A 21,164-nucleotide genomic window follows, 5' to 3' on the forward strand; every position below is an offset into this window, starting at 1 on the left:
TTGTCTTGCCCGCGGTTACTGGAAGCGGAACGTCCTGGAAACAGGCGTTCTGAACACGGAGGCCGCGTGTGATCTTCTTTTGAAGTTCGGCAGATTACCCGAGCGGCCAAAGGGGGCTGACTGTAAATCAGCTGGCAACGCCTACGGGGGTTCGAATCCCTCATCTGCCACCCTTGAAAAGCCTCCGGAACCCAGGTTCCGGAGGCTTTTTCTTTGCCTTGGCCTCGCGGCCGCTGCCTATGGGCGGCGGGCAGCCAAGGCAGCGGCCAGCGCAGTGGCGGAACTGGTGCTGCTATTGATCCGCCAGTCTGTTTCCTTGTTGAAGTTGAACCAGACCACTGCCGTGACGTCGGCCTGCCCAGCGAGATAGCTGATCAGCGCCGTGTTCCAGCCCGCTTTGGATCCGCCTTGTTCCGCTGACGAAGTCTCCGCGATGAGCACCTGTTTGCCGGGGGCCAGCCGCCTGAGTTCGGCGAGTCCGGGCGCAAACAGGTCTGTCGGCGAAATCCAGCTGGTCCCCACCGCCGAAGTGCCCCAGTTGTAGCCGTCGAGTGCCACCGCGTCCACATACCCGGGGCCGGGGTAGAGGCCGTCCAGCGGCGTTGAGCCCCAGTAGGGGACATTGGGATTCCAGACCCAGGTGATGTTGGTGGCGCCGGTTGCAGCCACGACGTCGTGAACGTGCCGCCACGCTGCGGCATAGTCGCCGGGTCCGTTGCTGTTAAGGCCCTCGGACCACGGGTACCAGTTGCCGTTCATTTCGTGCCCGAAGCGCAGCATCACCGGATGCCCCCAGGACGCCAGCGCAGCGCCCCACCGCGTCAGGTAGGGATCGAAATCACCGGCGGTAACGCGGTCCAACGCGTATGCGGGCTGTGCGGTTCCGCCGCCCCACGTCCAGGGCTCCCACGTCAGCAGCGTTGTCGCACCCCGGCTGCGAGTGGCCTCCAACTCCGCCACAGGCGGGGTCTGCTCGAAATCTTTGTAGGACAGGACAACGGACGGCGCCTCCCCGGCGAGGGCCGCAGCCTCGTCCAGTTCAGCAGATGCCAGCGGCCCTCCCGGTGTGCCAACACCGAAACGCAACGGGGAACTGCTGATGGCCGGCGGCACGGGGTTCGCAGCCGGGGCAACAACCTTAAAGGCCGCTGACGCAGTGACTGTCCCGGCCGTGGCGGTGATGTTAACGGCCGGTTGGGTTGTTTGGGGGATGACGACGGCGGCCGTGAAGAAACCGGAGGCGCTCACCTGGAAAATGGCGGGCCCGGCTCCGGCGTTTACGGTTCCGGAGCTCTTTTTCGGAAAACCGGTACCGGTCACGGTGACGGTGGTTCCCGCGGGGCCCTGGGCCGGACTGAGGCTGATGGAAGCGCTGGCGGCCTGCGCCGGTGCGGCTACCAGTGACAGGCACAGGACCACCAGTGCCAGGACGCAGGAAACAATTCTTCTCGGCTTCATGGGGACTCCTCGGCCGGACGCCGGGCGCGGCGGGGCGTTGTGGCGGCAGCCGGCCCCCACCGGAAGCCGTGGCTTTCAGTATCCGCTATGCCCCGGGCGTTCGGGCGTCCTGGCGGAGATAAGGAGGGGCAGGAGATCCCGAGGATTGCCCCAGCTTCTGCTCAGTCATGCAGCGGGGACGTTGACAGAATCCAGGTGTTCGTTCCCTCCTGCCGCCGAAATGTCACGGTGGTGACTAGGGCTCGGATGAGTGCGAGCCCGCGCCCGGATTCAGCTTCGCCGCCGGGCATCGCCGCGTCCGTATCCATCGGGTCGGGATAGGCCGCGCCGAAGGCGCTGACCCGGGCCTCTAGCCTGACGGGTGTGACGCTGATGTCGACACCAAGTTCCACCGGGTCCTCGGACTCGGGAACGGCATGCTGCACCACGTTGCTGGCAGCCTCGATAACAGCCGTGGCGAACGTCATCCGGTCCACGTCCGGGACAAACGACGCGTCATTCCACAGGCCGTCCAGTTCCGCGTGCACGGTATCGATGACCTCCGGACGGGCCGCCTGCCGCAGCGTCCGCCGCGCGAGAACGTCAGTCATTGCCGAAAGCTTCGGTGGCGGAGGAGTACGACGTCAGGACCTTGTCCATGCTGGTCAGGCCAAGGACCATCTGGACCTGCGGTTGGACTGCGGCGATCCGAAGGTCGCCGCCGGCTTGCCGCGCGGCCTTTAAACATCCGATGAGCGCCCCGAGACCTGAAGAGTCCATGAAGGCCGTCTCCTGCAGGTTGATCACAATTCGGGAGGAACCTGCAGCAACAACTTCCGCAACCAGTTCCCGCAGTTTCGGCGCCGAGACCATGTTGAGCCGGCCCGCGGCCCTTATCTCGGCGTAGCTGTCTTTCACTTCATAGCTCAGGTCCACGGAGGGCCCTTTCTCTGGATGACTCTGGGGTGCTGTCGGTCTCGCCGCCGGGATCGCTGGCAGCGTACCCGCGGTACAGGACTGCCCTGACCAGGATGCTCATGATGACCAGATCAAACATCACCCACACTACGTTGACGAGGGTGCCAATCGGCTCGGACAGTCCGGCAGCAAGCCGCCCAATCCCAACAACCGCCGCGCTGACCAGCAGGACGGATACAGCAATCTGGGGCCGGATCAGGCTCCATCGCGGGCCGCCGGACTGACGATTCTTGGGGGTGACGGCGAACCCGAGGGGATGTCCTAGCCAGACGTTCCGGGCCGCCGTCGTGCACGCCTTGATCCAGGTTGGAAACAAGGCGAGGCTGTACTGCTGCCCGCGCCACGTGGGGATGCCCTTCCCGACGATGGCGAAGAGGAGCTGGTTCACCGCCATGAACGGTAGGAATCTTATAAAGAAGTCCGCGCTGAGGCTGGTAACGGGCAGCGTCCCGAACAGCAGGTAGACGATTGGTGCGGCGAAGTAGACAAGGGCGGCGAACCCGCTGAGGTACGTCCACATGGTCGCGAAGTACATCAGCCGCTGGCCGAACTTGAGTCCCCGTTGGACCAGCGGGTTCTCACGCAAGAATACCTGCATGGTGCCCTGGGCCCAGCGGAGCCGCTGGGTCATCATGGTGCCGATGTCTTCGGGGGCAAGCCCGTAGGTAAGAACCTCATGGTGGTACACGCTTTGCCATCCCAGCCCGTGGAGCCGCATGGCCGTGGCCATGTCCTCCGTCACTGAGATGGTGGCCAGCGGCATGACCGGCTGAGCCTCGTCAGTGCGCTCCACCGATAACGCGTCCAGCACCGCCTGGACAGACTCGATGGCACCAAGGGGGGACCAGTCCCTGGCCGACATCCGTTGCACGGCGTCATCGGTCACTACCGGGACACCCGATTCTCCGACCTCGACCGGAGACATCGCTGCGATCTCCTCCAGATCGGCTTGCAGGGCGGACACATCAGCGAGGACCAATGACTCGACAGCGCGGTCCACCCGCCGTCTCGCCCGGTAGGTGATCTCGCTGAGCGACTCACCGTCGTCGAGCCGGCGGCGGGCGTCCTGGGTTGCGGCTTCGACTTCGTCCAGTGCCTTCTGCAAGAGGAAAGACTCGCTGGAGGCGGCCTTCCGCGCCTTGCGGATCGCCGCCTCGGATGCGTTGAGGGCACGCCGGACGCTCTTTTCGGTCTCTTTTACGTAGCCAACAAGGCCCAGCTGCATCAGAGCCTCCCGCCGGAGGACGGCGTTGGAGCCGCAGAAGAAAGCAGCATTCCAGCCGTCTTTGCCCTGCTGGATGGGACCGTAGAACAACGGTGCCTGGCTGCCCAGGGGATCGGACGCGGGGACGTTGCTGAAGTACTGCGGTGTCTGGACGAGGGCGACGCGGCGGTTGTTGAAGTAGCCCAGCGTTTTTTCCAGAAAGTCCCGGTCGGGGACCTGGTCCGCATCCAGGATGAGCAGGAATTCACCTGCAGTGAGCATCAGTGCGTTGTTCAGGTTCCCGGCTTTGGCGTGGCGGGGCATCCCGCTCCAGGCAGCACCGCGGGTCACGTACCCCAGACCGTGTGCGGCGGCAAGGTCGCGGAGTTCCGGCCGGTTGCCGTCGTCGAGGATCCACGTGCTGTGCGGATGCCGGATCTCCTTGGCCGCCAGCGCCGTGGTCATCACCAAGTCCAGGGGCTCGTCGTAGGTAGTGATGAAGACGTCGACGGTGGAGTCGTGCGGCGCCGGGGGCGGTGCTGGGCGGGTCTTGAGCCGCCAGACGGTCATCCCGAAGAGCAGCACATCAATCAAGCTGTACGTTTCGGCGAGGACGAGCGGGACGGCGATCCACCATGCGTCCCAGTTCAGCGAGGCCAGCCAGCGCCAACCAATGTAGTTCACCCCGGTCAGCACCGTCAGTGCAACGACAAGGCGGATCCAAAAGGGCCTCACACAGTTTCCCGGCGGACGGCAAGGACTGTGACGTCGTCGGGGTTCGAAGTTCCCAATGACAGCTGGCGCACCGCGTCGACAAGTTCTTCGGCAGATCCTGCGGAGACGGCCAGCTTCCCGATTTCGTCAACCGCGGCGAGGGTCCCGTCGTAAAGATCCAGGACACCGTCACTGAAGCTGACGATCATGTCCCCGGGGTGAAGCCATGTTTCCTTGGATTCCCAGCGGGTGTCGGGGAGCAGGCCGACCGGAAAGTTGTCCGAGGCGAGCCGTTCCCACGTTCCTGCCGCGCGGACCACCAGCGTCAGGCCGTGGCCGGCGTCCGAGAACAAGATCCGGCCATCAGAGGCCCTGAGGCGGGCATGGAAGAGCGTGGCAAACGATCCCGCCTGGCTCAGATCGGTGGCCAGGCAGTCCTGCATCAGGGTCAGGGCCGTCGCGGGGTCGCTGCTGTTTCGGGCACTGCGGATGACAGCCCGTGTCGTGGCGGCGATCATTCCTGCGCCGGCTCCCTTGCCCATAACGTCGCCAAGGGTGAACCCGAGCCCGCCTTCAATGAGGTACCAGTCGAAGAAGTCCCCTCCTACGGCGGTGGAGGGAATGCAGGCGCCGGCCGTCTGGTAGCCAGAGAGGGGAGCGGCGTTTTTTGGGAGCAGGAAGCGCTGGATTTCTGCGGCCCGGCTGAGCTCGGCCGTTGCTGTGGCCGCTTGCTCGCGCGCGGTGTGGAGCCGGCGTCGCGCCCGCTGCGCCAATTCGTTCACCACGAGCGCGCCCAGGACGAAAATCATGGTGCTGTACAGCCCGCGGAAGAGCTCGTTGGGGTTCGCATCGATACTCGACCCAAGAGCGAACGGGATCATGATGGCGACCGTGGCGCCCACCGCCGCATACACCACATGGCGGCGTCCCTGCATCGCGGCGAACCAGAGCACCGGCAACAAAACAATCGATGCGTAGATGGAGTGGCTTTCCCCCGTGCCATGCCGTAAGGCTCCGGCCGCCAGGAAATCCAGGGAGGGCGCAAGGACGGCATAGCGTGCCAGGCCGGGTTTGGATGCCACTGCCGCGAATCCGGTGGCCGCCACCGTCAGAGCGGCTCCGGCCGCCAGCGCCGCCCAGTCGCTGACCGTAAGGGTCGGGATTGCACTGCTCATGGCTGCAGCCACGGCAAAGAACAGCAGGAATGGCAGCTGTTTGCGCAGGGGCGACAGCTCGTCCACGCCGGTCCCGATGATGGCAATTTGGTGCCGCAGCCATGGCTGGTCTTCCGTCACGGTCCCAACGGTTTCATGCGTTGCAGTTACTGCCACCGACCCCCCCTTGTCCAGAATTCCCAGTTCTTGTCTCCATGAATCCTACCGATCCTTTTTCTTAGCCCGCGCTTGCTCCGCTCGCCGGTCCGGATCCGCGCCTCACCCGAAAGGGATGATGCGGCTGCCTCCTGTAGGCGCTGTAGTGGTTATAGGGTCCGCGTGGCACACCACTGGACCTCATCAAGAGACCTCGCGCCCATCCGAAGCGGTCGCATCATCCCGGCGCGGGCAGCGGCGGCCGACAGATGTCATTCGCAGGGCCACCTCGAGGCCGCGCCCACATCAGAACGGAGAAGCCCGTGACAACCACTCCGGAGACAGAGGCCCACGGGCCCGTCGACTTTGTGCTCCTCGAGTTCCCTATGAAAGGGCTGACGGGACGGGCAGGAGACGAACTGGTGCGGCTCGTTGATCAAGGCGTTATCCGGCTGTTCGATCTCCTCATTGTCGCGAAGAACGAGGCGGGCACGGTCGAGGTACTTGAACTCAGCGACCCGGGCGGTCCCGCGGAAGCGTTCGCATTCTTCGACGGCGCGCATTCGGGCCTTCTCGGTGAAGAGGAAATCGCGGAAGCGGCGGCCGCGATTCTGCCGGGAAACCTGGCCGCACTGATTGTCTACGAGAACATCTGGGCGGCACCTTTTGTGGCTGCCGTCCGGGACGGTGGCGGCGAGCTCGTCGCGAGCGTGCGGATCCCTGCGCCGGACGTGATGGCAGCGCTTGAAGCCCTGGACGCTGCGCCGCCCGTCTCCTGACCGGTAAGACAGGATGGAAGGAACGAGATTATGGGTCTGCTAAGGGGTATGGCACGGACCGCAGTGGTTGCCGGGACAGCATCAGCGGTCAGCGGCCGCGTCCAGCGCCGGCAGGCGTCGCGGTTCGCTGACAGGGACGCCGAGATCGCCGCCAAGCAGCAGCAGGCGTACCAGGCGCAGACGGGGCAGCAGCAGGCTGTGTATCAGGAGGCGGCCCCGCAACCGCAACCGGCTCCGCCCCCGCCTGCCACCGGCGGAATCTCGAACGAGGCCATCGCGCAGCTCAAGGAACTCGGAGCCCTGAAGGCGCAAGGGATCCTTACGGAAGAGGAGTTCTCGACCCAAAAAGCGAAGATCCTCGGCGGTTAGGGCCGTCGTTAAGCCCTGACCCGCAATACACCCCCGTCCTGCCGGCGAAGCAAGACGGGGGCGTTTTTGCGGGTCCGTCGGCCCGGGCGGGGTCAGTTGACCGTCGAACCGGCGAGGATGGCGTCGATTTGGCCGAGGGCCTGCCTCATTCCCTCCTCCATCCCCATGGCGAGAACCTTTTCCAGTGCATCCACGGAATCAAAGGTCGAAACGATGGTCATGCGGGTGCGGTGGTCCACCGCCTCAAGCCTCATCACGGCGTGACTCGTGCCCATGTCGGGGACCGGATCGCCGTTGTCGTCGGCAAAACCATCATCGAACTCAAGGCGGTGCGGCGGCTCGATTGCCGTGAACCGCCACCAACCACGGCTCTTCTCGCCGTCGGGCCCGGTCATGTAATAACTGGCGCTGCCTCCGGAAGCAAAATCGTGGCTTTCGAACGTCGCGGGCCAGGTGGGAGGGCCCCACCAGCGCTCCAGCTGGCGAGGGTCTTCCCAGACCTGCCATACCCGTTCGACGGCGGCGTCGAACTCGGCGACGACGGTAATGCTCAGGGCTTCGGCGTTCTTCTGTGAACTGACAACTGTCATGACGACACTCTCCCTATTCCTCTGCGAGAATTTCCGCGATCCGGTCGGCCCGCTGCCGCCAGATGGCCTCGTACTCATCGAGCAGCCGCCGAGCCCTCTGAAGGCCCCCGTGGTGGGCCCGCACGATCTGCTCCCGTCCGCGCTTTTCCTTCGTGACGAGGGAGGCGCGCTCCAATACCGCCACGTGCTTCTGTACGGCGGCAAAACTCATGGCGTAGTGCTCCGCGAGCCTCGACACTGACGATTCGCCGGCCGTCACCCGCGTAACGATGTCCCGCCGGGTAGCATCGGCAAACGCGTGGAACAGGCGGTCAAGGCCGGCCTCCGAAAGCTTATCTACAACCATTTGGTTGTAGAATAGCCAGCTGGCTCTGCTATGTCAATGGAAGGGCCCGCCTACCTGTTCATCCCGGGGCGCACCGCAACGAACTCGATCTTGTTCGCGGGCTGGACCGTCTTTTTCGGCGCCCGGGAGAATCCTTTGGCATCCAGGTGGTTTCCGGCCCGGAACGCCGCCAAAGCCTCGTCATAGACGGCGTTGAGTTGCTGACCCGAAAACTCCTCCGACGAGCCATCGTGGAAGGTGACGGTGATGACGGTGCTGCCGGGGTAGTGCCTGTTCATGCGGATGAAGCCTTCGGCGTCCTGCTGAAGATTAATCAATGAGTCCTACCTTCGTGATCCGGGGATTCCAGTCTCCCGCACCTTTGCCGGTCCGTTGTGCGTCGTCGGCCGGCGCTCCCGGATCACGGCGGAAGGCCCCTTGCGTGAGGAGCCTTCCGACGACCTTCGGTGCTACACCTTTTCCCGGGTCCGGACTGAGGCTGCCGGGTCCTCGGCCGCGGGCTTCTTGCCGCGGCGGGGGAAGGCCCAGAACTTGAAGTCAGGGGCCGCCGCCCGGGGTTGCTGGCGCGCCTCCCTGTCCTTCGAATCGTCCTTTTTGACGTCCTGCCGGACATCCTTGTTGTACGAATAGCACATCACACACCTCCTTTTCGTGACCGCCCGTTAATCCTCCTCCGCATCCTTCCCGGCGTCGATACCCCGCTTATTTTGAGGGCGGCGGCGGCGCAGGTCCCCCTGGCGGCGATGAGGAATCCCGGGAGCTCTTCGATAGAGTTCCCGTCATGGATGACAAAGCGGTCCTGCACAGCTACCTGCGGACACGGCGCGCCAACCTGCTCGGAAAACTCGACGGACTGAGCGAATACGACGCCCGCAGGCCGATCACACCAACGGGGACCAACCTTCTGGGCCTGGTCAAGCACGTTGCCAGCGTGGAGCTCGGCTACTTCGGCAAGGTCTTCGGCCGGCCAAGTGGTGTGGAACTGCCGTGGCTTGCTGAAGACGCCGAGCCGGACGCCGACCTGTGGGTGCCCGCAAACCAGACCCGGCAACAGATCATCAACCTCCACCGGCTCGCCGCCGAGCACAGCGATGCCACGATCGAGGCGCTGCCGCTGGACGCGGTCGGAGAAGTGCCATGGTGGAATGCGGAGCGCCGGCAGGTGACCCTGCAGCAGATACTGGTGCACATGTGCGTTGAAACCGCCCATCACCTCGGACACGCCGATATCCTGCGTGAGCTGATCGACGGGGCTGCCGGTCAAAGTGCCGGTGACCCCAACCTCTCGCACCGGACGCCAGGGGAGTGGGCCCTCCACTGCGCGAGTATTGAGGCGGCAGCCCGCGCTGCTGCTGCCGCCGCGGAAAAGCGCCCGTAGCGCTGCCCTGCCAACGTCCGGCGGCATCCGCCACGCAGAAGTGGTCAACCTAAGCGCCGGAGAGCGGACAGCTGAATAACGCCGTGTCCTCGCCAGCCAGGCAGTAGTGTGGTGCCGTTCACCGTCGAATCAAAGGAGCCTTAGTGAAATCGTTTGCCTGTGGAGACGTAGTACCCGGTTGTGAAGCCCGATGGGTCTGCAGCACCGAGGACGAAATCCTCGTCAACGTTGCCGCGCATGCCGCATCCTCGCACGGCCTGGTGAACCTGCCGGATGAAACCGTCCAGTCGATCCACCGAGCAATCGTTCCGGTGAGTTGAGCAGTCCCGCGGCAGGCGGCCCGTCTTCCGGTGACGGTGCCGCGCCTGGGCCGGACTGGGAAGAACTGCTGGCAGCCGCCTGCCGCGGAGACGGGCTGGCCGCCGCATATCAGCCGATTGTTGATACGTCGCGCGGGACCGTGGTGGGGTACGAAGCGCTCGCCCGTTTCCCGGGCTTCACCGAAAAGAACCCCGAGGTGTGGTTCTCGGCCGCCCGTGCCCACGGGAAATCCGCGCAGCTGGAATCCGCGGCGCTGCGGGCTGCGCTCGGGGCCCGCTCCACCCTGCCACCGAACTGCTTCCTGACCCTCAACGTCTCTCCCGAACTGCTGACCACTGAGGAAATCCGAAGCGTCTGGCGGGACCAGGGGAACCTCGGCGGCCTTGTCGTCGAGCTCACCGAACAGACGCCCATCGATTCCTACGTGGGGCTGGAGCCGGACCTGAACCAGTTGCGCGCGGCCGGTGCGCTGATCGCCGTCGACGACGCCGGCGCTGGCTATGCGGGGTTGCGGCACCTTCTGGCACTGCGTCCTTCGCTGATCAAGATTGACCGCGAATTGATCCAGGACGTCGACCGCGATGAAGCGAAGCGCGCCCTGATTGAGATGCTGGGAACCTTCGCAGGCCGGGTCGACGCATGGATCCTGGCCGAGGGAGTGGAACGGCTGGAGGAACTGGACACCCTGGTGTCCCTGGGGGTGCCCCTGGTGCAAGGCTATTGCCTTGCCAGGCCGGCCCCGGACTGGTCGGGCATCGACCTGGACCTGGCGCACCGCCTCGCCTCGAAGCCGCCGGTGACTCACAAGGGGGTGGTTCGCGATGTCCTCGAATCCGCCACGACTGCCACCACTGCCGCGCTCGCCGCGGACGTCTTCGCGGAGAACCCGGATCTTCAGTTGGTGGTTCTGATCGGGGATCACCTCCGGCCGATTTCGGTGCTGAACCCTGCAGCTGCCGGGCTGGGAATGGTGAGTCAGGGGATGCGCGTGAACCTTGACACGCCGCTGAACGAGGCACTCGCCCGGTCCATGACGCGGACCTCTTCCAGCCGGTTCGAGCCCCTGTTGGTGACGGACAACGCCGGGCGCTATGCCGGCGTCGCACGCATGGAACGGATGATCACCGCCCTGGCGGCACCGGGGGAGTAGTCCTGTCTGTCCCCGGCGGAAGGCCGGTACGACGGGCGAAACAGCGGAACGCCCTAGGCGGCACCAAGGAGCCGGTCCGTGGCCGCATCAGGGCGCCCGCCGAAGTATTCTGCCAGGACCTCCTGGAACACGCGCTCGCCGGCGTCCGCCCGCAGAAAGAGAGTCATCGACGAGTGCAGCTTCCGCTCATCGATGCCGCCGAAGATCTGTTCCGCAGTACGCCCCCTAACACCCTCCACCGCCCGGGCGCATTCGAGCAGCCGGGGACCCAGCACCGGATGCTGCAGGTACGCCTTGGCCTCATCCAGCGACGCTACGGCATATTTCCTGGCCGTAGCGCTCTGGCCCAGCCCTGCGATCTGCGGGAACACAAACCACATCCAGTGGGTGCGTTTCGACCCGCCCCGGAGCTCCTCGAGGGCGCGCCGGTAGGTTCCGCCCGAATTCTGCGCGGTCACGAACCGATCCAGCCTGTAGGGATCCCCCGCCGGATCTTCCCCGGTTTCGCGGGACATCACGCCTCGAACCGAGCCGTGATGTCGGTATCGCCGGCGATGGATGCCACGACAGCGGCCGCGACGTCGCGGATCTTCCGGTTCCGGTTGTTGGAGGTGTTCCGCAGAATCTTGAAGGCGGCCTCCCGGGTGCAGCGGTTTTGGGCCATGATGGCTCCAATGGCCAAATCGATGGTGGTCCTGGATTGCATGGCGGCGGCGATGTCGTCCAGGGATGTCCTGAGCCGGGAGAATTTCAAGGCCAGACGAAGTGCCGGGGAAGCGTCCGCGAAGAGCTGCCGGGCCTGCGCCACATCATCCGGGGCAAAGGCCGCGGAACGGACCGAGAAGAGGCGGACGACGGCGGAATCCCCGCCGTCGAGCACCACAAGGACTTGGAGGATGCTGGCGGATCCTGCTCCGGTGCTCCCCGAGGCCAGGGACGGCTGCTTTTGCCGGGTGACGGTAATTCCGCACGTCACTGCGCGGCCAGGCCGGGACAATTCCTCGGCCGCGAGGCTGGCCAGCCCGGCGAGAAAGTCTTGCACCCCGGAGCCGGCGTCGGTGCTTTCCAACACTAGATCCAGCAGCGTGCTGCTGGTACCCACCTTCTGCCATGCTGATGATACGGCGTGGTCATCCTGCATGCCTGCCCCCAAATTCCCGCCGCCTACTGACAAGGCGGCAGCTTCTTCCATCCTATTGCGGGGCATCGGCTGGCGGTAGGGAGGCCCCCAGCGTAATGTCGGCGGCTATGGAATGGAGCTTGGTGTCCGTTGCCCTGGCCGCCTCGTGCAGCAGCTCCATGGCCCGTTCCCTGCTGCACCGGTTCTGGATCATGATCAGGGCGACGGCGGCGTCAACGATAGCCCGGGACTTCAATGCGGAGCGGAGATGCTCGGGGTAGATTTCCGGTGGGTGGACCCTGGAGGCCAGCCGCAGGATCCGCGAGATCGACGCGGCATGGCGCTCCACCGCTGCCACTGTGGCGGGGTCAAAGACGCCCTTCGAGCGTGCGTAACAATTCAGTGCCGCGCCCGCCCCTGGGTCCGTAGCGATCGGTACGGCCAGGACCGAAACGATGCCCTCGCCGGAGACTGTCGTGCCGTAGTGTTCCCACCGGACGGTATCCGCAACGTCGGGAACCAGCACAGTGATGCCCTGCCGGAGGGCAGTGAGGCACGGACCGTCGTCGAACGCGTACTGCTTCTCATCCAGCAGTTTCGCGTCCTCGCTGCTGCTGGCCACGGTGGCGGGAGTGCCGTCCCGCTCCACCGTGATGGCGCACAGCATGGGCTCGGGGCCGCCGAGCCGCGTCGCCGACAGCGTGGTCAGCCCAAGGAGGAACTCAGCGAAGCCCGGACTCTCCAAGTGGAGGTCCTGCAGTTGCTCGGGTGTTGGAGATGTGCCGGTACCGGAAACCATGCCGGCCTCAATCCTACGAACGCCCAGGCATGTGTGACACGAAGGCTCAGCGGCTGGGGACTCTTGGTCGCCCGCAACCCAAATAGCGCACCTTGACCCGGTTGGAGCCAGCAGTCACTACTAGCGACAGTACGCTGTGCCGGGGCCGGTGAATACAGGCGCCCCGCCAGGCCGCCGTATGCTTGGATCCTGCGGCGATGTGCGCCGGCTGGCATTGTGCTGGTACTGGACTTCCGAGGTGGACATGAGCGTGGAACTGCCGCTGGCCGACGAGATCACCGCTGTGTTCGCCCGGGCCTCGAAGCTGCTGCTGACCGAAGAAACGGTGGCCCAGGCCCTCCGGCTCATTACGGACGCTGCGACGGCGGCGATCCCCGGTGCGATCGGCGCCGGAGTAACCCTTATGGACCGCTCGGGGCAGCCCGTGACGGCGGCAGCGTCCGACGCTGTGGTGGCCGCCGCTGACGGGCTCCAGTACGAACTGGAGGAAGGCCCCTGTGTCACGGCGTGGGCGAGCGGAGAGACGGTCCTGGTGGAACATCTGGCTTCGGACCAGCGCTGGTCGCGTTGGGCGCCCGCGGCGGCGGCGCTTGGCATTTCGTCCTCGGTGAGTTGCCCCCTGGTGTCCGGGGGGCTGGCGCTGGGGGCCGTGAAGGTGTACTCGGACGGCGGACGCCTCGCCGGCAATGGCACGGTCCGGCTGGCCGAACTCTTCGCTCAACAGGCGACACTCTTCGTGATCCACTCCCTCGCCCGCGAGGCTGCCCGGACACTGAGTGACCGCCTGCAGGATTCCTTGGCGCAGAGGGACGCCATCAGCATGGCCAAAGGCCTGCTGATGGCCCGGAACGGCACCAACGATGAAGTGGCACTCCGGGAACTGATGATGATCTCGCGGCAGACGGGCAAGCCCCTGGCCGTGGTCGCGGCCGAACTGACGGCTGCGGCCAAGGCCTTCGAAGACTGAGCGCAGGACGACGGCATGGCCCTGGGCGGCGAAGAGAGCGAGCAACGGCGGCGGTTTGCCGACTCGCTGCGGCACGCGGACGTCAGCATAGAAGAGCTCTGGCTGAGATATTTTACGCTGGGGGGCCATGCCGGACAGTTCGAGGTCGAAGCATACATTCACGGGGCCATCGCCCTGCCGGCCCTCCAGCGGGACATTCTCGCCCACGCCTTGAACGAGCGCCTGGACGAGCTGTATTCCGGGGCGCCCCGGGCACCCTACAGTGTCGACAGTACCAAGGAAGCTCCCGACCAAACGCCCGATGATGGGGCCGGCGACGAAGCCGGCGAGGGGCCGGAAAAGGAGTCCGGAGAGCGCTGACCTCCTCTTGCTAGAGTCAGCACCGGGGACAGTGATTCCGGACCGTGATCCTCGGTCGGTCCGCTGCTGCGAGGGTTGAGGAAGGGGACAGCATGTTCGCATTCTTCACCGATACAAGCCTGGTGGAAGCCGGACTCCTGCTTGCGACGTTTGTGTTGTGTTCGCTGATCGGCATCGAGCGCCAAGTCCGGCAAAAGAGTGCGGGCTACCGGACGCACGTGCTGGTGGGACTCGGCTCGTGTGCCTTCACGTTGGTCTCCGCTTACGGCTTTGCGTTCGTGCGGGAGCCCGGAGCCGTCCTGGATCCATCCCGCATTGCGGCCCAGATTGTGAGCGGGATCGGTTTCCTGGGCGCCGGCGTCATCTTCAAGGGCCGGGACGTGGTGCGGGGCCTCACGACGGCCGCCACCATCTGGGTATCCGCCGCGGTGGGCATGGCCTGCGGAGCCGGCATGGTGTCCCTGGGTGTTGTGCTGACCATCTTCCATCTCTTCACCTTGTTCATCATTGCCCCCGCGGTGCGCAGGATACCGTCCGTGGACAGGAACCGTGTCATGCACATCGACTACGCCGACGGCCAGGGGGTGTTGCGGCAGATCCTTGAAATCGCCACCACCATGGGATTCAGCTCCTCCATCCTGCGCACCCGGCGGACCGGCGACGAGCAGAATCCGATGGTATCGATGGAGGTGCGGTTTTTCGGACGCCATCCGCTGCGCAACCTTGTCCTCCCGCTTATGGACTTGCACGGCGTCGCAAGCGTGACCGTGCGGGGAACCGACTCAAGCGAGGACGATGACGACGACGATGACGAAACCTGAGCTTCCGCCCTCCAGCGGCCCGGTCCTGGCCGGCAGCGTCCGGGTTCGGGTACTACGGGTGTCCGACGCGGACGCCATGAGCGCCGCGTATCGGCGCAACCGGGAACACTTGGCGCCGTGGGAGCCGCTGCGGGCAGAAGAGTTCTACACCGTCGATGGTCAGATGATGAGCGTGCAGTCCAAGCTGGCCCTGTTTATCGCGGGGTCCGATGTGCCTTGGGTCCTGACGGACGGCGATGCGATTGTGGGGCTGATGACCCTCAGCGGAATCGTCCGCGGGCCGTTTCTCAGTGCCCACCTCGGGTACTGGGTGGACAAGGATTACACCGGCCGGGGCATCGGATCCGCGGCCGTCGAATTCGCCGTCGCCGCGGCGCGCAACGAACTGGGACTGCACCGGCTGCAGGCTGCGACGCTTCTGCACAATGGCGCTTCGCAGAAAGTCCTCCGGCGCTCCGGTTTTTCGGAGATCGGCGTGGCGCGGTCCTATCTCAACATCGCCGGGTCCTGGCAGGACCATATCCTCTTCCAACGCATTTTGGCGTGACCCTCCCGGCCTGGGACGGCGGGGCCGACGCCGGCCGACGTCGGGCGTAGTGCCCCGTTCAGCGCACCATTCGCTGGATCCGGACCGGCGTGCCGGCCAGCTCATGCTCGGCGGTCGCCCCATCGAGGGCAAAGCCGTTGCGCCGGTAAAAGGCGAATGCGCGGGGGTTGTCGTGCGCAATCCAGAGGTAGGCGCCGCCGTCACCCACCGCTGCGTCCAGGAGCACCTGTCCTGCCCCCGAGCCGTAATGACTGGCCAGCACGTAAATTCCATTCAACTCCCTGGGGCGCGGGGCGTCATCGTCGCGTCCCGCCCCGGCGCTGGCCCAACCGATGATGTCAGTCCCGGCGCAGGCCACCCAGATGTCCGAGGCGGCTGTGGCGATGATTTGGCTCCATCTGGCTTCCCGCGGACCCTGGCGCAGGGCCGCCAAGGCCGCGGCCGGCAGGAGGTGGGCGTAGGTTTCGCGCCAGGCCTGGAGGTGCACCCGGGCAATGGCCGCGGCGTCATCCGCCACGGCCGCCCTGACGGTCAGGTCCGTTTCCATCCGCACAGCCTAATACGGGCGCACGGGCGCACGGCCCGGGCCCGCTCCTTGGCAGCTTTGTTACCCGCGGGTAACATGGTGGCCATGCACCTGCTCCTGCGCACCCTCTTGCTGCTCTTTACGTCTTCCCGCCGCCCGGCATTGGGCATTTGGGATACCGCGTCATTGCCACTACGGGTTCTCCCCACCGACATCGACATCGCGATGCACGTCAATAACGGGATGTACTTTTCGCTGATGGACCTGGGCCGGTTTGATCTGATGGCCCGCAGCGGAACTTGGAAGGCCATGCGCCGCCGCGGATGGAGCCCCGTGGCGGCCGGGGAAACCATCGCCTTCCGCCGCTCGCTGCAATTGTGGCAGCGGTACACCATCGAAACGAAAATTATCGGACTCGATGAGAAGGCCATCTACTTCGAGCAGCGCATGGTGGTTGACGGGGAAATTTACGCCCGGGCCTTCATTGCCACCCGTATGGTCAGCAAAGGCAAGCCGGTCAGCCAGGAGGACATCATCCGCGAGTTCGGAGCGCCGCCGGCGGACCTGGATCTTCCCGCCTGGATCCACGAATGGCGCGAAACCAATGCCCTTCCCGGGGCGCGGCGGCCCGCCCCCCACGTCTGGGCCTAGGCCGTCACAGGACATGCCAACAGCGAAATGCAGGGGACAAGCCCCGGCTGCTCGCGTACCGTTGACACATGGCAACCGTAAACATCACAGGTGAACAGTTCGCATCAACTGTCGAGGACAACGACATTGTCCTCGTCGATTTCTGGGCTGAATGGTGTGGCCCGTGCAAGCAGTTCGGACCCACTTACGCCGCAGTTTCCGAGAAGCACCAGGACGTCGTCTTCACCAAGGTGGATACCGAGGCCGAGCAGCAGCTCGCCGCTGAGGCGGGCATCACTTCCATCCCCACGCTGATGGCTTTCCGCGAGAAGGTACTGGTCTTCTCCCAGCCGGGCGCCCTGAACGCCCAGCAGCTCGAGCAGGTTGTCGACGCCGTCAAAGCGTTGGACATGGAGGAAGTCCACGCGCACGTGGCCAGGTCCCAGGCCGAAGCCGCCGCTGCAACTAACAAGCAGGACGGCAGTCAGATCCCCGAGGTCTAGGCGCCCGGGCTCACCAGCTCTGGGGGTTTAGAGCTTCACGAGCTTGACCGGCTCGGCCAGCAGCGCGCTGAGTGATTCGTTGAGGTCCTGGACCGCGGTGCCTTTCGAGTGCTTGTCCAGGTCCTCCTGGGTCGCCCACTGCTCGGTCAGCACCAGTTTGTCCTCGCTGGCCTCGGTGAGTTCATAGCGGATGCAGCCGGGTTCGTTGACTACCTCGTCAATCGCGATCTCCAGCGCGAGCTTCACACGGAAGAACTCGCCGTCGTTGGGGATGAAGGTGGCCTGGAGATTGATAGGTGCGCTCATGGTTTTCACCCTACCGGCCCGCGGCTTCATGTCCCGACGATTTTGTAGGACATCCAAGCTTTAGTCTTCTTTTGCCGGCCGAGTATTGGTAGCGTTCCAGCATGCTTGCATACACAGCCGGGGACACTGACGTCCCGCTGCTCGGAGAAACCATCGGCGATAACTTCGAACGGATCGTGGCCAGGTACCCGTACCAGGACGCCCTGATCGAGGCCGCGGCGGTGCCGGGGGAAGAGGCGCGGCGCTGGAGCTACACCAAGCTCAATGACGACGTCGACAGGGTGGCGCGGGCGCTGCTGGCCCTGGGCGTAGCCAAGGGCGAGCGGATCGGCATCTGGAGCCCGAACTGCGCAGAATGGACCATCCTGCAGTACGCGACGGCCAAGGTGGGCGCGATTCTGGTCAACGTCAATCCCGCGTACCGCAGCCATGAACTGGAGTTCGTGGTCAAGCAGAACGGCATGCGGATGCTGGTCGCGGCACCTTCGGACCGTAACAACGACTACACGGGCATGGCCCGGCAGGCGCTGGCCGAGTGTCCGGACCTGCGCGAACTCGTTTTCCTGCCCGGCGCCGGCCTGCCGGCGCTCACCGCCGGCGTCCCGGAAACGCCGGCGGAGCGGACGTTCGCGGAGCTGCTCAAACGGGCCGACGACGTCGCCCACTCCGCGTTGAAGGCGCGCATGGCCGAACTGGACCCCCACGACGCCATCAACCTGCAGTACACCTCGGGCACCACCGGTTTTCCCAAGGGCGCCACGCTCTCGCACTACAACATCCTGAACAACGGCTACTCCATCGGTGAGCTGCTGGACTACACCGAGCACGACCGTGTGGTGCTTCCCGTGCCGTTTTACCATTGCTTCGGCATGGTGATCGGCAACCTTGCCGCGCTGAGCCACGGCTGCGCCACCATCATTCCGGGCCGGGGTTTCACGCCCGCCGCGGCGCTGGAAGCGGTGCAGGATTTCGGCGGGACGTCCCTCTACGGCGTGCCCACCATGTTCATCGCCGAACTCGCCCTGCCGGATTTTTCCTCCTACGACCTGTCCACCCTGCGCACCGGGGTCATGGCGGGCTCGCTGTGCCCGATCGAGGTGATGAACCGGGTCATCTCGGAGATGAACATGCGCGATGTGGCCATTTGTTACGGGATGACGGAGACCTCGCCGGTGTCCACCATGACCCGCAGCGTCGACACCATGGCCCAGCGGACGCAGACCGTCGGCCGGACCATGCCGCACCTGGAGAACCAGATCGTGGACCCGATGACCGGCGAGGTGCTGCAGCGTGGGGAAATCGGCGAACTGTGCACGCGCGGCTACTCCGTCATGAAGGGTTACTGGAACCAGCCCGACAAAACCGCAGAGGCCATTGACGCCGGGCACTGGATGCACACCGGGGACCTGGCCCGGATGGACGAAGACGGCTACATCGTGATCGAGGGCCGGATCAAGGACATGGTGATCCGCGGCGGTGAGAACGTCTATCCCCGCGAGATCGAGGAATTCCTCTACACCCACCCGGACATCCAGGACGTGCAGGTGATTGGGGTGCCGGACTCCAAGTACGGTGAGGAACTGATGGCCTGCATCATCCTGAAGACCGGCGCGGCCCCGCTGGATGCCGCGAGCCTGGCCGAGTACTGCCGCGGCAAGCTCTCGCACTACAAAATTCCCCGCTATGTGGACGTGCGCGAAAGTTTTCCCATGACCGTCTCCGGCAAGATCCGCAAGGTGGACATGCGGCAGGAGGCAGTGGCCCGGCTTGGGCTTTGATTCCGCGTTGTGGTGGGGCTAGTGGGCGCGGTGGTCCTGGATGGTCATCCGCGGGCCGAACGTGGGTTTCCGGTAGCCGCTGAGGCCGATCATCCGGACCACGCGCTGGCGGTGGCCGGCCCACGGGGCCAGCAGTCGGAGCATCCCGGCGTCGTCCGTGCGGCGGCCCGTGAGTGCCGCGCCTACATAGGCCGCGAGGTGGTAATCGCCTACGGCGATGGAATCCGGGCACCCATGGGTGCGCTGGACCACCTCAGCGGCGGTCCACACTCCGATGCCGGGCAACGTCTGCAGCTTCGCGGACGCCTCCGCGGCCGGGACTTCGGCGAGCCGTTCCAGCGCGGCGGCGGAACGCAGCGCCCGCATGATGGTCGCCGACCGCTGCGGGCCCACCCCCGCCTGGTGCCACTCCCAGGACGGGATGCGCAGCCACTGCTCGGCTGTGGGCTGGATCATCAGATTGCCGGGGGCGACGGTGCCGGCCCCGGGTGCCGGCGTTCCGAAGCGGTACACCAGGTACCGGTAGCCGCGCCGGGCTTCGATGACGGCGACCTTCTGCTCCAGAATGGTCGGCACGAGGGAATCGAGCATGCGGCCCGTGGCGGGCAGCCGCACAGTGTGGTTCCGGCGGCGTGCCTCGACCACCATCCGGGGAAGCGTGGCGTGGAAGGAAGGCTCGTCGAAGCCTGACCAGTCGTCGTCGCGGCCCAGCATCCGGGGCACGGAATCGGCGGCGGCGCACGCTCCAGGCCCCCAGGCCTGGACGTCGATGGCCGGGTCCGCCCGGGGCCCGGCGGCAGTAAGGCGGAGTGTGGCCGGGCCCGCCGGCGTCGTGAATCCCAGCCAAAGTCCGTCCGCTGCTGTGCGGATGGACGGGTCGCCGTGCCCGCGCAGGAGCGTACCCAGGGTCAGGGACAGGTCGAAAGGGGCGCCCGGGTGCCAGCGCAGCGAGGCGTCCGCCGCGGCGGCAACGCCGGCGGGCACCTCTGCGATGGTCATCTGACCATGATTCCACGAACGCCTGACAGCGAAGGTACGGGTCCTGGCCCGGTCAGCGCATCCCCGCGGTGAGCCACAGCGCCACCACTGCCAGCGGGACGGTGAGGACGACGGCGGCAAGGCCGGCGACCGCGAACCCGCCCCAGCGGACCTCGACGTTGAGTGCGCGGAGCCGTTCGTGCCAGAGCAGGGTGGCCAGCGATGCCCACGGGGTGACCAGCGGGCCGAGGTTCACCCCGATCAGCAGGGCCGCGAGCCGCACCGGCGAGTCGCCCACCGGCTCCAGCGCAAGGTACGCCGGCAGGTTGTTCACTGCATTCGCCGCCCCGGCACCCAGGCCCGCGAGTTGCAGCAGTGCCGGCAGGGTTTCGCCGGAACCCGCGACGCCGGCCAGGAACCGCGTCAGGCCGTGCGCGTGCAGGGTCTCCACCACCATAAACAGCCCCGCGGTGAGCAGGAGCGGCCGCCAGGGAATCATGGACCAGCGCAGGGCCGAGCGGCGGCGCCAGAGGAAGAGGCCCAGCAGTACCGCCGCCGCAGCCAGCGCCGGGAACTGCACGGGGACGCCGGAAACGAGGGCGGGCAGCAGCAGCACCATCACCCCGGACGCCGAGTACAGCAACACCTTGTCCCGCGCTTTGCGGACCGGCTGCGGCCCGTACCGGCCGGCGAGGTCCTTCCGGAAGGCCAGCCACAACAGCACGATCGGGACCACGACCCCCACCAGGGCGGGGGCCCAGACGAGGCGGGCGAAAGTAACCGGACTCAGCCCCAGCCGGGCCTGGGCCAGCAGATTCGTCAGGTTCGACACGGGCAGCAACAAGGATGCGGTGTTGGCCAGCCAGATGGTGGTCAGGGCAAACGGCAGCGGCGGGATCCGGGCGTGGATGGCGAGGAGGACCACGACGGGAGTCACGAGCACCGCCGTCGTATCCAGGGACAAGAACACGGTAGAGACCGTGGCCAGGCCGATCACCAGCAGCCACAACAGGAAAACCCGGCCCCTGCCCAGTGCCGCGAGCCGCTCCGTGACCACCCGGAACAGGCCGGCCCCGTCAACCAGTTCCGTCACCAGGGACATCGCCACGACGAAGGTCAGCACCGGGACGGTCCGGCCGGCCAGGTCCTCGAAGGCCGGCCAGGGCAACAGGCCCGTAAGCAGCGCCGCGGCGCCCACCGCCAGCATGCCGGCGGGGAGCAGATAGCTCTTCAGCCCCTTGGGCCAACGCCAG

28 protein-coding genes and 1 tRNA gene are annotated in these 21,164 nt (G+C 65.8%); 13 read left to right on the forward strand and 16 right to left on the reverse strand.

Annotated elements, in window-relative coordinates:
- Positions 1-88: 88 nt before the first annotated feature.
- Positions 89-170: transfer RNA gene (locus RCH15_RS01445), tRNA-Tyr, on the forward strand.
- Positions 171-237: 67 nt separating this feature from the next.
- Here the strand turns inward: RCH15_RS01445 and RCH15_RS01450 are convergent.
- The 5 genes from RCH15_RS01450 to RCH15_RS01470 form a co-directional block, all read right to left on the reverse strand.
- A complete protein-coding gene (locus RCH15_RS01450; protein ID WP_326957312.1) occupies positions 238-1,458 on the reverse strand; it encodes a glycoside hydrolase family 26 protein in 1,221 nt (406 codons plus the stop codon).
- A 161-nt stretch (positions 1,459-1,619) separates the two neighbouring features.
- Positions 1,620-2,048, reverse strand: a complete 429-nt coding sequence (locus tag RCH15_RS01455; protein WP_326957314.1) for an ATP-binding protein — start codon at positions 2,046-2,048, stop codon at positions 1,620-1,622.
- Positions 2,041-2,373 carry an STAS domain-containing protein gene (locus RCH15_RS01460; RefSeq protein WP_326957316.1) on the reverse strand — a complete coding sequence of 111 codons (333 nt, stop codon included), beginning with the start codon at positions 2,371-2,373 and terminating at the stop codon, positions 2,041-2,043. The genes RCH15_RS01455 and RCH15_RS01460 overlap by 8 nt, the downstream gene beginning before the upstream one ends.
- Positions 2,357-4,354 (reverse strand): glycosyltransferase family 2 protein, encoded by a 1,998-nt coding sequence (locus tag RCH15_RS01465; protein WP_326957318.1) that lies wholly within the window; start codon positions 4,352-4,354, stop codon positions 2,357-2,359. Before RCH15_RS01465 ends, RCH15_RS01460 begins: the two co-directional genes overlap by 17 nt.
- Positions 4,351-5,664: a PP2C family protein-serine/threonine phosphatase gene (locus RCH15_RS01470; RefSeq protein WP_326957320.1), complete on the reverse strand. Its 1,314-nt coding sequence runs from the start codon at positions 5,662-5,664 to the stop codon at positions 4,351-4,353. The genes RCH15_RS01465 and RCH15_RS01470 overlap by 4 nt, the downstream gene beginning before the upstream one ends.
- 302 nt (positions 5,665-5,966) lie before the next feature.
- On the opposite strand from RCH15_RS01470, the gene RCH15_RS01475 reads away from it, so the two are divergent.
- Entirely contained in the window at positions 5,967-6,422 is a 456-nt protein-coding gene (locus RCH15_RS01475) for a DUF6325 family protein (protein WP_326957322.1), read from the forward strand.
- Positions 6,423-6,470: 48 nt separating this feature from the next.
- On the forward strand, positions 6,471-6,791 hold the full coding sequence (locus RCH15_RS01480) for an SHOCT domain-containing protein (RefSeq protein ID WP_326957324.1): 321 nt from the start codon (positions 6,471-6,473) through the stop codon (positions 6,789-6,791).
- A 92-nt stretch (positions 6,792-6,883) separates the two neighbouring features.
- Here RCH15_RS01480 and RCH15_RS01485 read toward each other — a convergent pair whose 3' ends face one another.
- The 4 genes from RCH15_RS01485 to RCH15_RS01500 all read right to left on the reverse strand — a co-directional run bounded on the left by RCH15_RS01485 (position 6,884) and on the right by RCH15_RS01500 (position 8,362).
- Entirely contained in the window at positions 6,884-7,381 is a 498-nt protein-coding gene (locus RCH15_RS01485) for an SRPBCC family protein (protein WP_326957326.1), read from the reverse strand.
- Positions 7,382-7,394: 13 nt separating this feature from the next.
- Positions 7,395-7,727, reverse strand: a complete 333-nt coding sequence (locus tag RCH15_RS01490; protein WP_326957328.1) for an ArsR/SmtB family transcription factor — start codon at positions 7,725-7,727, stop codon at positions 7,395-7,397.
- A 50-nt stretch (positions 7,728-7,777) separates the two neighbouring features.
- Complete coding sequence (locus RCH15_RS01495) at positions 7,778-8,044, reverse strand: hypothetical protein (protein ID WP_326957330.1); 267 nt, start codon at positions 8,042-8,044, stop codon at positions 7,778-7,780.
- 132 nt (positions 8,045-8,176) lie between these two features.
- Positions 8,177-8,362, reverse strand: coding sequence for a hypothetical protein (locus RCH15_RS01500; protein ID WP_326957332.1), 186 nt, complete (start codon positions 8,360-8,362; stop codon positions 8,177-8,179).
- Positions 8,363-8,508: 146 nt separating this feature from the next.
- Here RCH15_RS01500 and RCH15_RS01505 point away from each other — a divergent pair, with 146 nt between their 5' ends.
- The 3 genes from RCH15_RS01505 to RCH15_RS01515 all read left to right on the forward strand — a co-directional run bounded on the left by RCH15_RS01505 (position 8,509) and on the right by RCH15_RS01515 (position 10,576).
- Positions 8,509-9,105: a DinB family protein gene (locus tag RCH15_RS01505; RefSeq protein ID WP_326957334.1), complete on the forward strand. Its 597-nt coding sequence runs from the start codon at positions 8,509-8,511 to the stop codon at positions 9,103-9,105.
- 143 nt (positions 9,106-9,248) lie between these two features.
- Positions 9,249-9,425 carry a DUF1059 domain-containing protein gene (locus RCH15_RS01510; protein ID WP_326957336.1) on the forward strand — a complete coding sequence of 59 codons (177 nt, stop codon included), beginning with the start codon at positions 9,249-9,251 and terminating at the stop codon, positions 9,423-9,425.
- Complete coding sequence (locus RCH15_RS01515) at positions 9,422-10,576, forward strand: EAL domain-containing protein (protein ID WP_326957338.1); 1,155 nt, start codon at positions 9,422-9,424, stop codon at positions 10,574-10,576. The genes RCH15_RS01510 and RCH15_RS01515 overlap by 4 nt, the downstream gene beginning before the upstream one ends.
- A gap of 53 nt (positions 10,577-10,629) precedes the next feature.
- On the opposite strand, the gene RCH15_RS01520 is transcribed toward RCH15_RS01515, so the two are convergent.
- From RCH15_RS01520 to RCH15_RS01530, 3 genes are read right to left on the reverse strand one after another with little or no spacing between them, the layout of a single operon-like run.
- Positions 10,630-11,091 carry a DUF1810 domain-containing protein gene (locus RCH15_RS01520; RefSeq protein WP_326957718.1) on the reverse strand — a complete coding sequence of 154 codons (462 nt, stop codon included), beginning with the start codon at positions 11,089-11,091 and terminating at the stop codon, positions 10,630-10,632.
- Positions 11,091-11,717 carry an ANTAR domain-containing protein gene (locus RCH15_RS01525; RefSeq protein WP_326957341.1) on the reverse strand — a complete coding sequence of 209 codons (627 nt, stop codon included), beginning with the start codon at positions 11,715-11,717 and terminating at the stop codon, positions 11,091-11,093. The genes RCH15_RS01520 and RCH15_RS01525 overlap by 1 nt, the downstream gene beginning before the upstream one ends.
- A gap of 52 nt (positions 11,718-11,769) precedes the next feature.
- Entirely contained in the window at positions 11,770-12,495 is a 726-nt protein-coding gene (locus tag RCH15_RS01530) for a GAF and ANTAR domain-containing protein (protein WP_326957343.1), read from the reverse strand.
- Positions 12,496-12,673: 178 nt separating this feature from the next.
- On the opposite strand from RCH15_RS01530, the gene RCH15_RS01535 reads away from it, so the two are divergent.
- The 4 genes from RCH15_RS01535 to RCH15_RS01550 all read left to right on the forward strand — a co-directional run bounded on the left by RCH15_RS01535 (position 12,674) and on the right by RCH15_RS01550 (position 15,190).
- Positions 12,674-13,462 (forward strand): GAF and ANTAR domain-containing protein, encoded by a 789-nt coding sequence (locus tag RCH15_RS01535; RefSeq protein ID WP_326957344.1) that lies wholly within the window; start codon positions 12,674-12,676, stop codon positions 13,460-13,462.
- A gap of 15 nt (positions 13,463-13,477) precedes the next feature.
- Positions 13,478-13,822: a hypothetical protein gene (locus RCH15_RS01540; protein WP_326957346.1), complete on the forward strand. Its 345-nt coding sequence runs from the start codon at positions 13,478-13,480 to the stop codon at positions 13,820-13,822.
- A gap of 92 nt (positions 13,823-13,914) precedes the next feature.
- Positions 13,915-14,643, forward strand: coding sequence for an MgtC/SapB family protein (locus RCH15_RS01545; RefSeq protein WP_326957348.1), 729 nt, complete (start codon positions 13,915-13,917; stop codon positions 14,641-14,643).
- The gene (locus RCH15_RS01550) at positions 14,630-15,190 is read left to right on the forward strand and encodes a GNAT family N-acetyltransferase (RefSeq protein WP_326957350.1); all 561 of its coding nucleotides are present in this window, start codon (positions 14,630-14,632) and stop codon (positions 15,188-15,190) included. Before RCH15_RS01545 ends, RCH15_RS01550 begins: the two co-directional genes overlap by 14 nt.
- 58 nt (positions 15,191-15,248) lie before the next feature.
- On the opposite strand, the gene RCH15_RS01555 is transcribed toward RCH15_RS01550, so the two are convergent.
- Positions 15,249-15,737: a GNAT family N-acetyltransferase gene (locus tag RCH15_RS01555; RefSeq protein WP_326957352.1), complete on the reverse strand. Its 489-nt coding sequence runs from the start codon at positions 15,735-15,737 to the stop codon at positions 15,249-15,251.
- Positions 15,738-15,821: 84 nt separating this feature from the next.
- Between RCH15_RS01555 and RCH15_RS01560 the strand changes: the two genes are divergently transcribed.
- Together RCH15_RS01560 and trxA are read left to right on the forward strand one after the other, a co-directional pair.
- Complete coding sequence (locus RCH15_RS01560) at positions 15,822-16,367, forward strand: acyl-CoA thioesterase (RefSeq protein ID WP_326957354.1); 546 nt, start codon at positions 15,822-15,824, stop codon at positions 16,365-16,367.
- A 68-nt stretch (positions 16,368-16,435) separates the two neighbouring features.
- Positions 16,436-16,849 (forward strand): thioredoxin, encoded by a 414-nt coding sequence (trxA, locus tag RCH15_RS01565; protein ID WP_326957355.1) that lies wholly within the window; start codon positions 16,436-16,438, stop codon positions 16,847-16,849.
- A gap of 27 nt (positions 16,850-16,876) precedes the next feature.
- Here the strand turns inward: trxA and RCH15_RS01570 are convergent, their stop codons facing one another.
- Complete coding sequence (locus RCH15_RS01570) at positions 16,877-17,155, reverse strand: putative quinol monooxygenase (RefSeq protein WP_326957357.1); 279 nt, start codon at positions 17,153-17,155, stop codon at positions 16,877-16,879.
- Positions 17,156-17,256: 101 nt separating this feature from the next.
- Here RCH15_RS01570 and RCH15_RS01575 point away from each other — a divergent pair, with 101 nt between their 5' ends.
- Positions 17,257-18,933, forward strand: a complete 1,677-nt coding sequence (locus RCH15_RS01575) for an AMP-binding protein (RefSeq protein ID WP_326957359.1) — start codon at positions 17,257-17,259, stop codon at positions 18,931-18,933.
- Positions 18,934-18,951: 18 nt separating this feature from the next.
- On the opposite strand, the gene RCH15_RS01580 is transcribed toward RCH15_RS01575, so the two are convergent.
- Complete coding sequence (locus tag RCH15_RS01580; RefSeq protein ID WP_326957361.1) at positions 18,952-19,932, reverse strand: DNA-3-methyladenine glycosylase family protein; 981 nt, start codon at positions 19,930-19,932, stop codon at positions 18,952-18,954.
- A 52-nt stretch (positions 19,933-19,984) separates the two neighbouring features.
- Entirely contained in the window at positions 19,985-21,118 is a 1,134-nt protein-coding gene (locus RCH15_RS01585; RefSeq protein WP_326957719.1) for an SLC13 family permease, read from the reverse strand.
- Between the last annotated feature and the right edge of the window lie 46 nt (positions 21,119-21,164).

Origin of the sequence: Arthrobacter sp. MP_M4 (assembly GCF_035984855.1) — a bacterium.
In the GTDB taxonomy this organism is placed as follows: Bacteria; Actinomycetota; Actinomycetes; order Actinomycetales; family Micrococcaceae; genus Arthrobacter.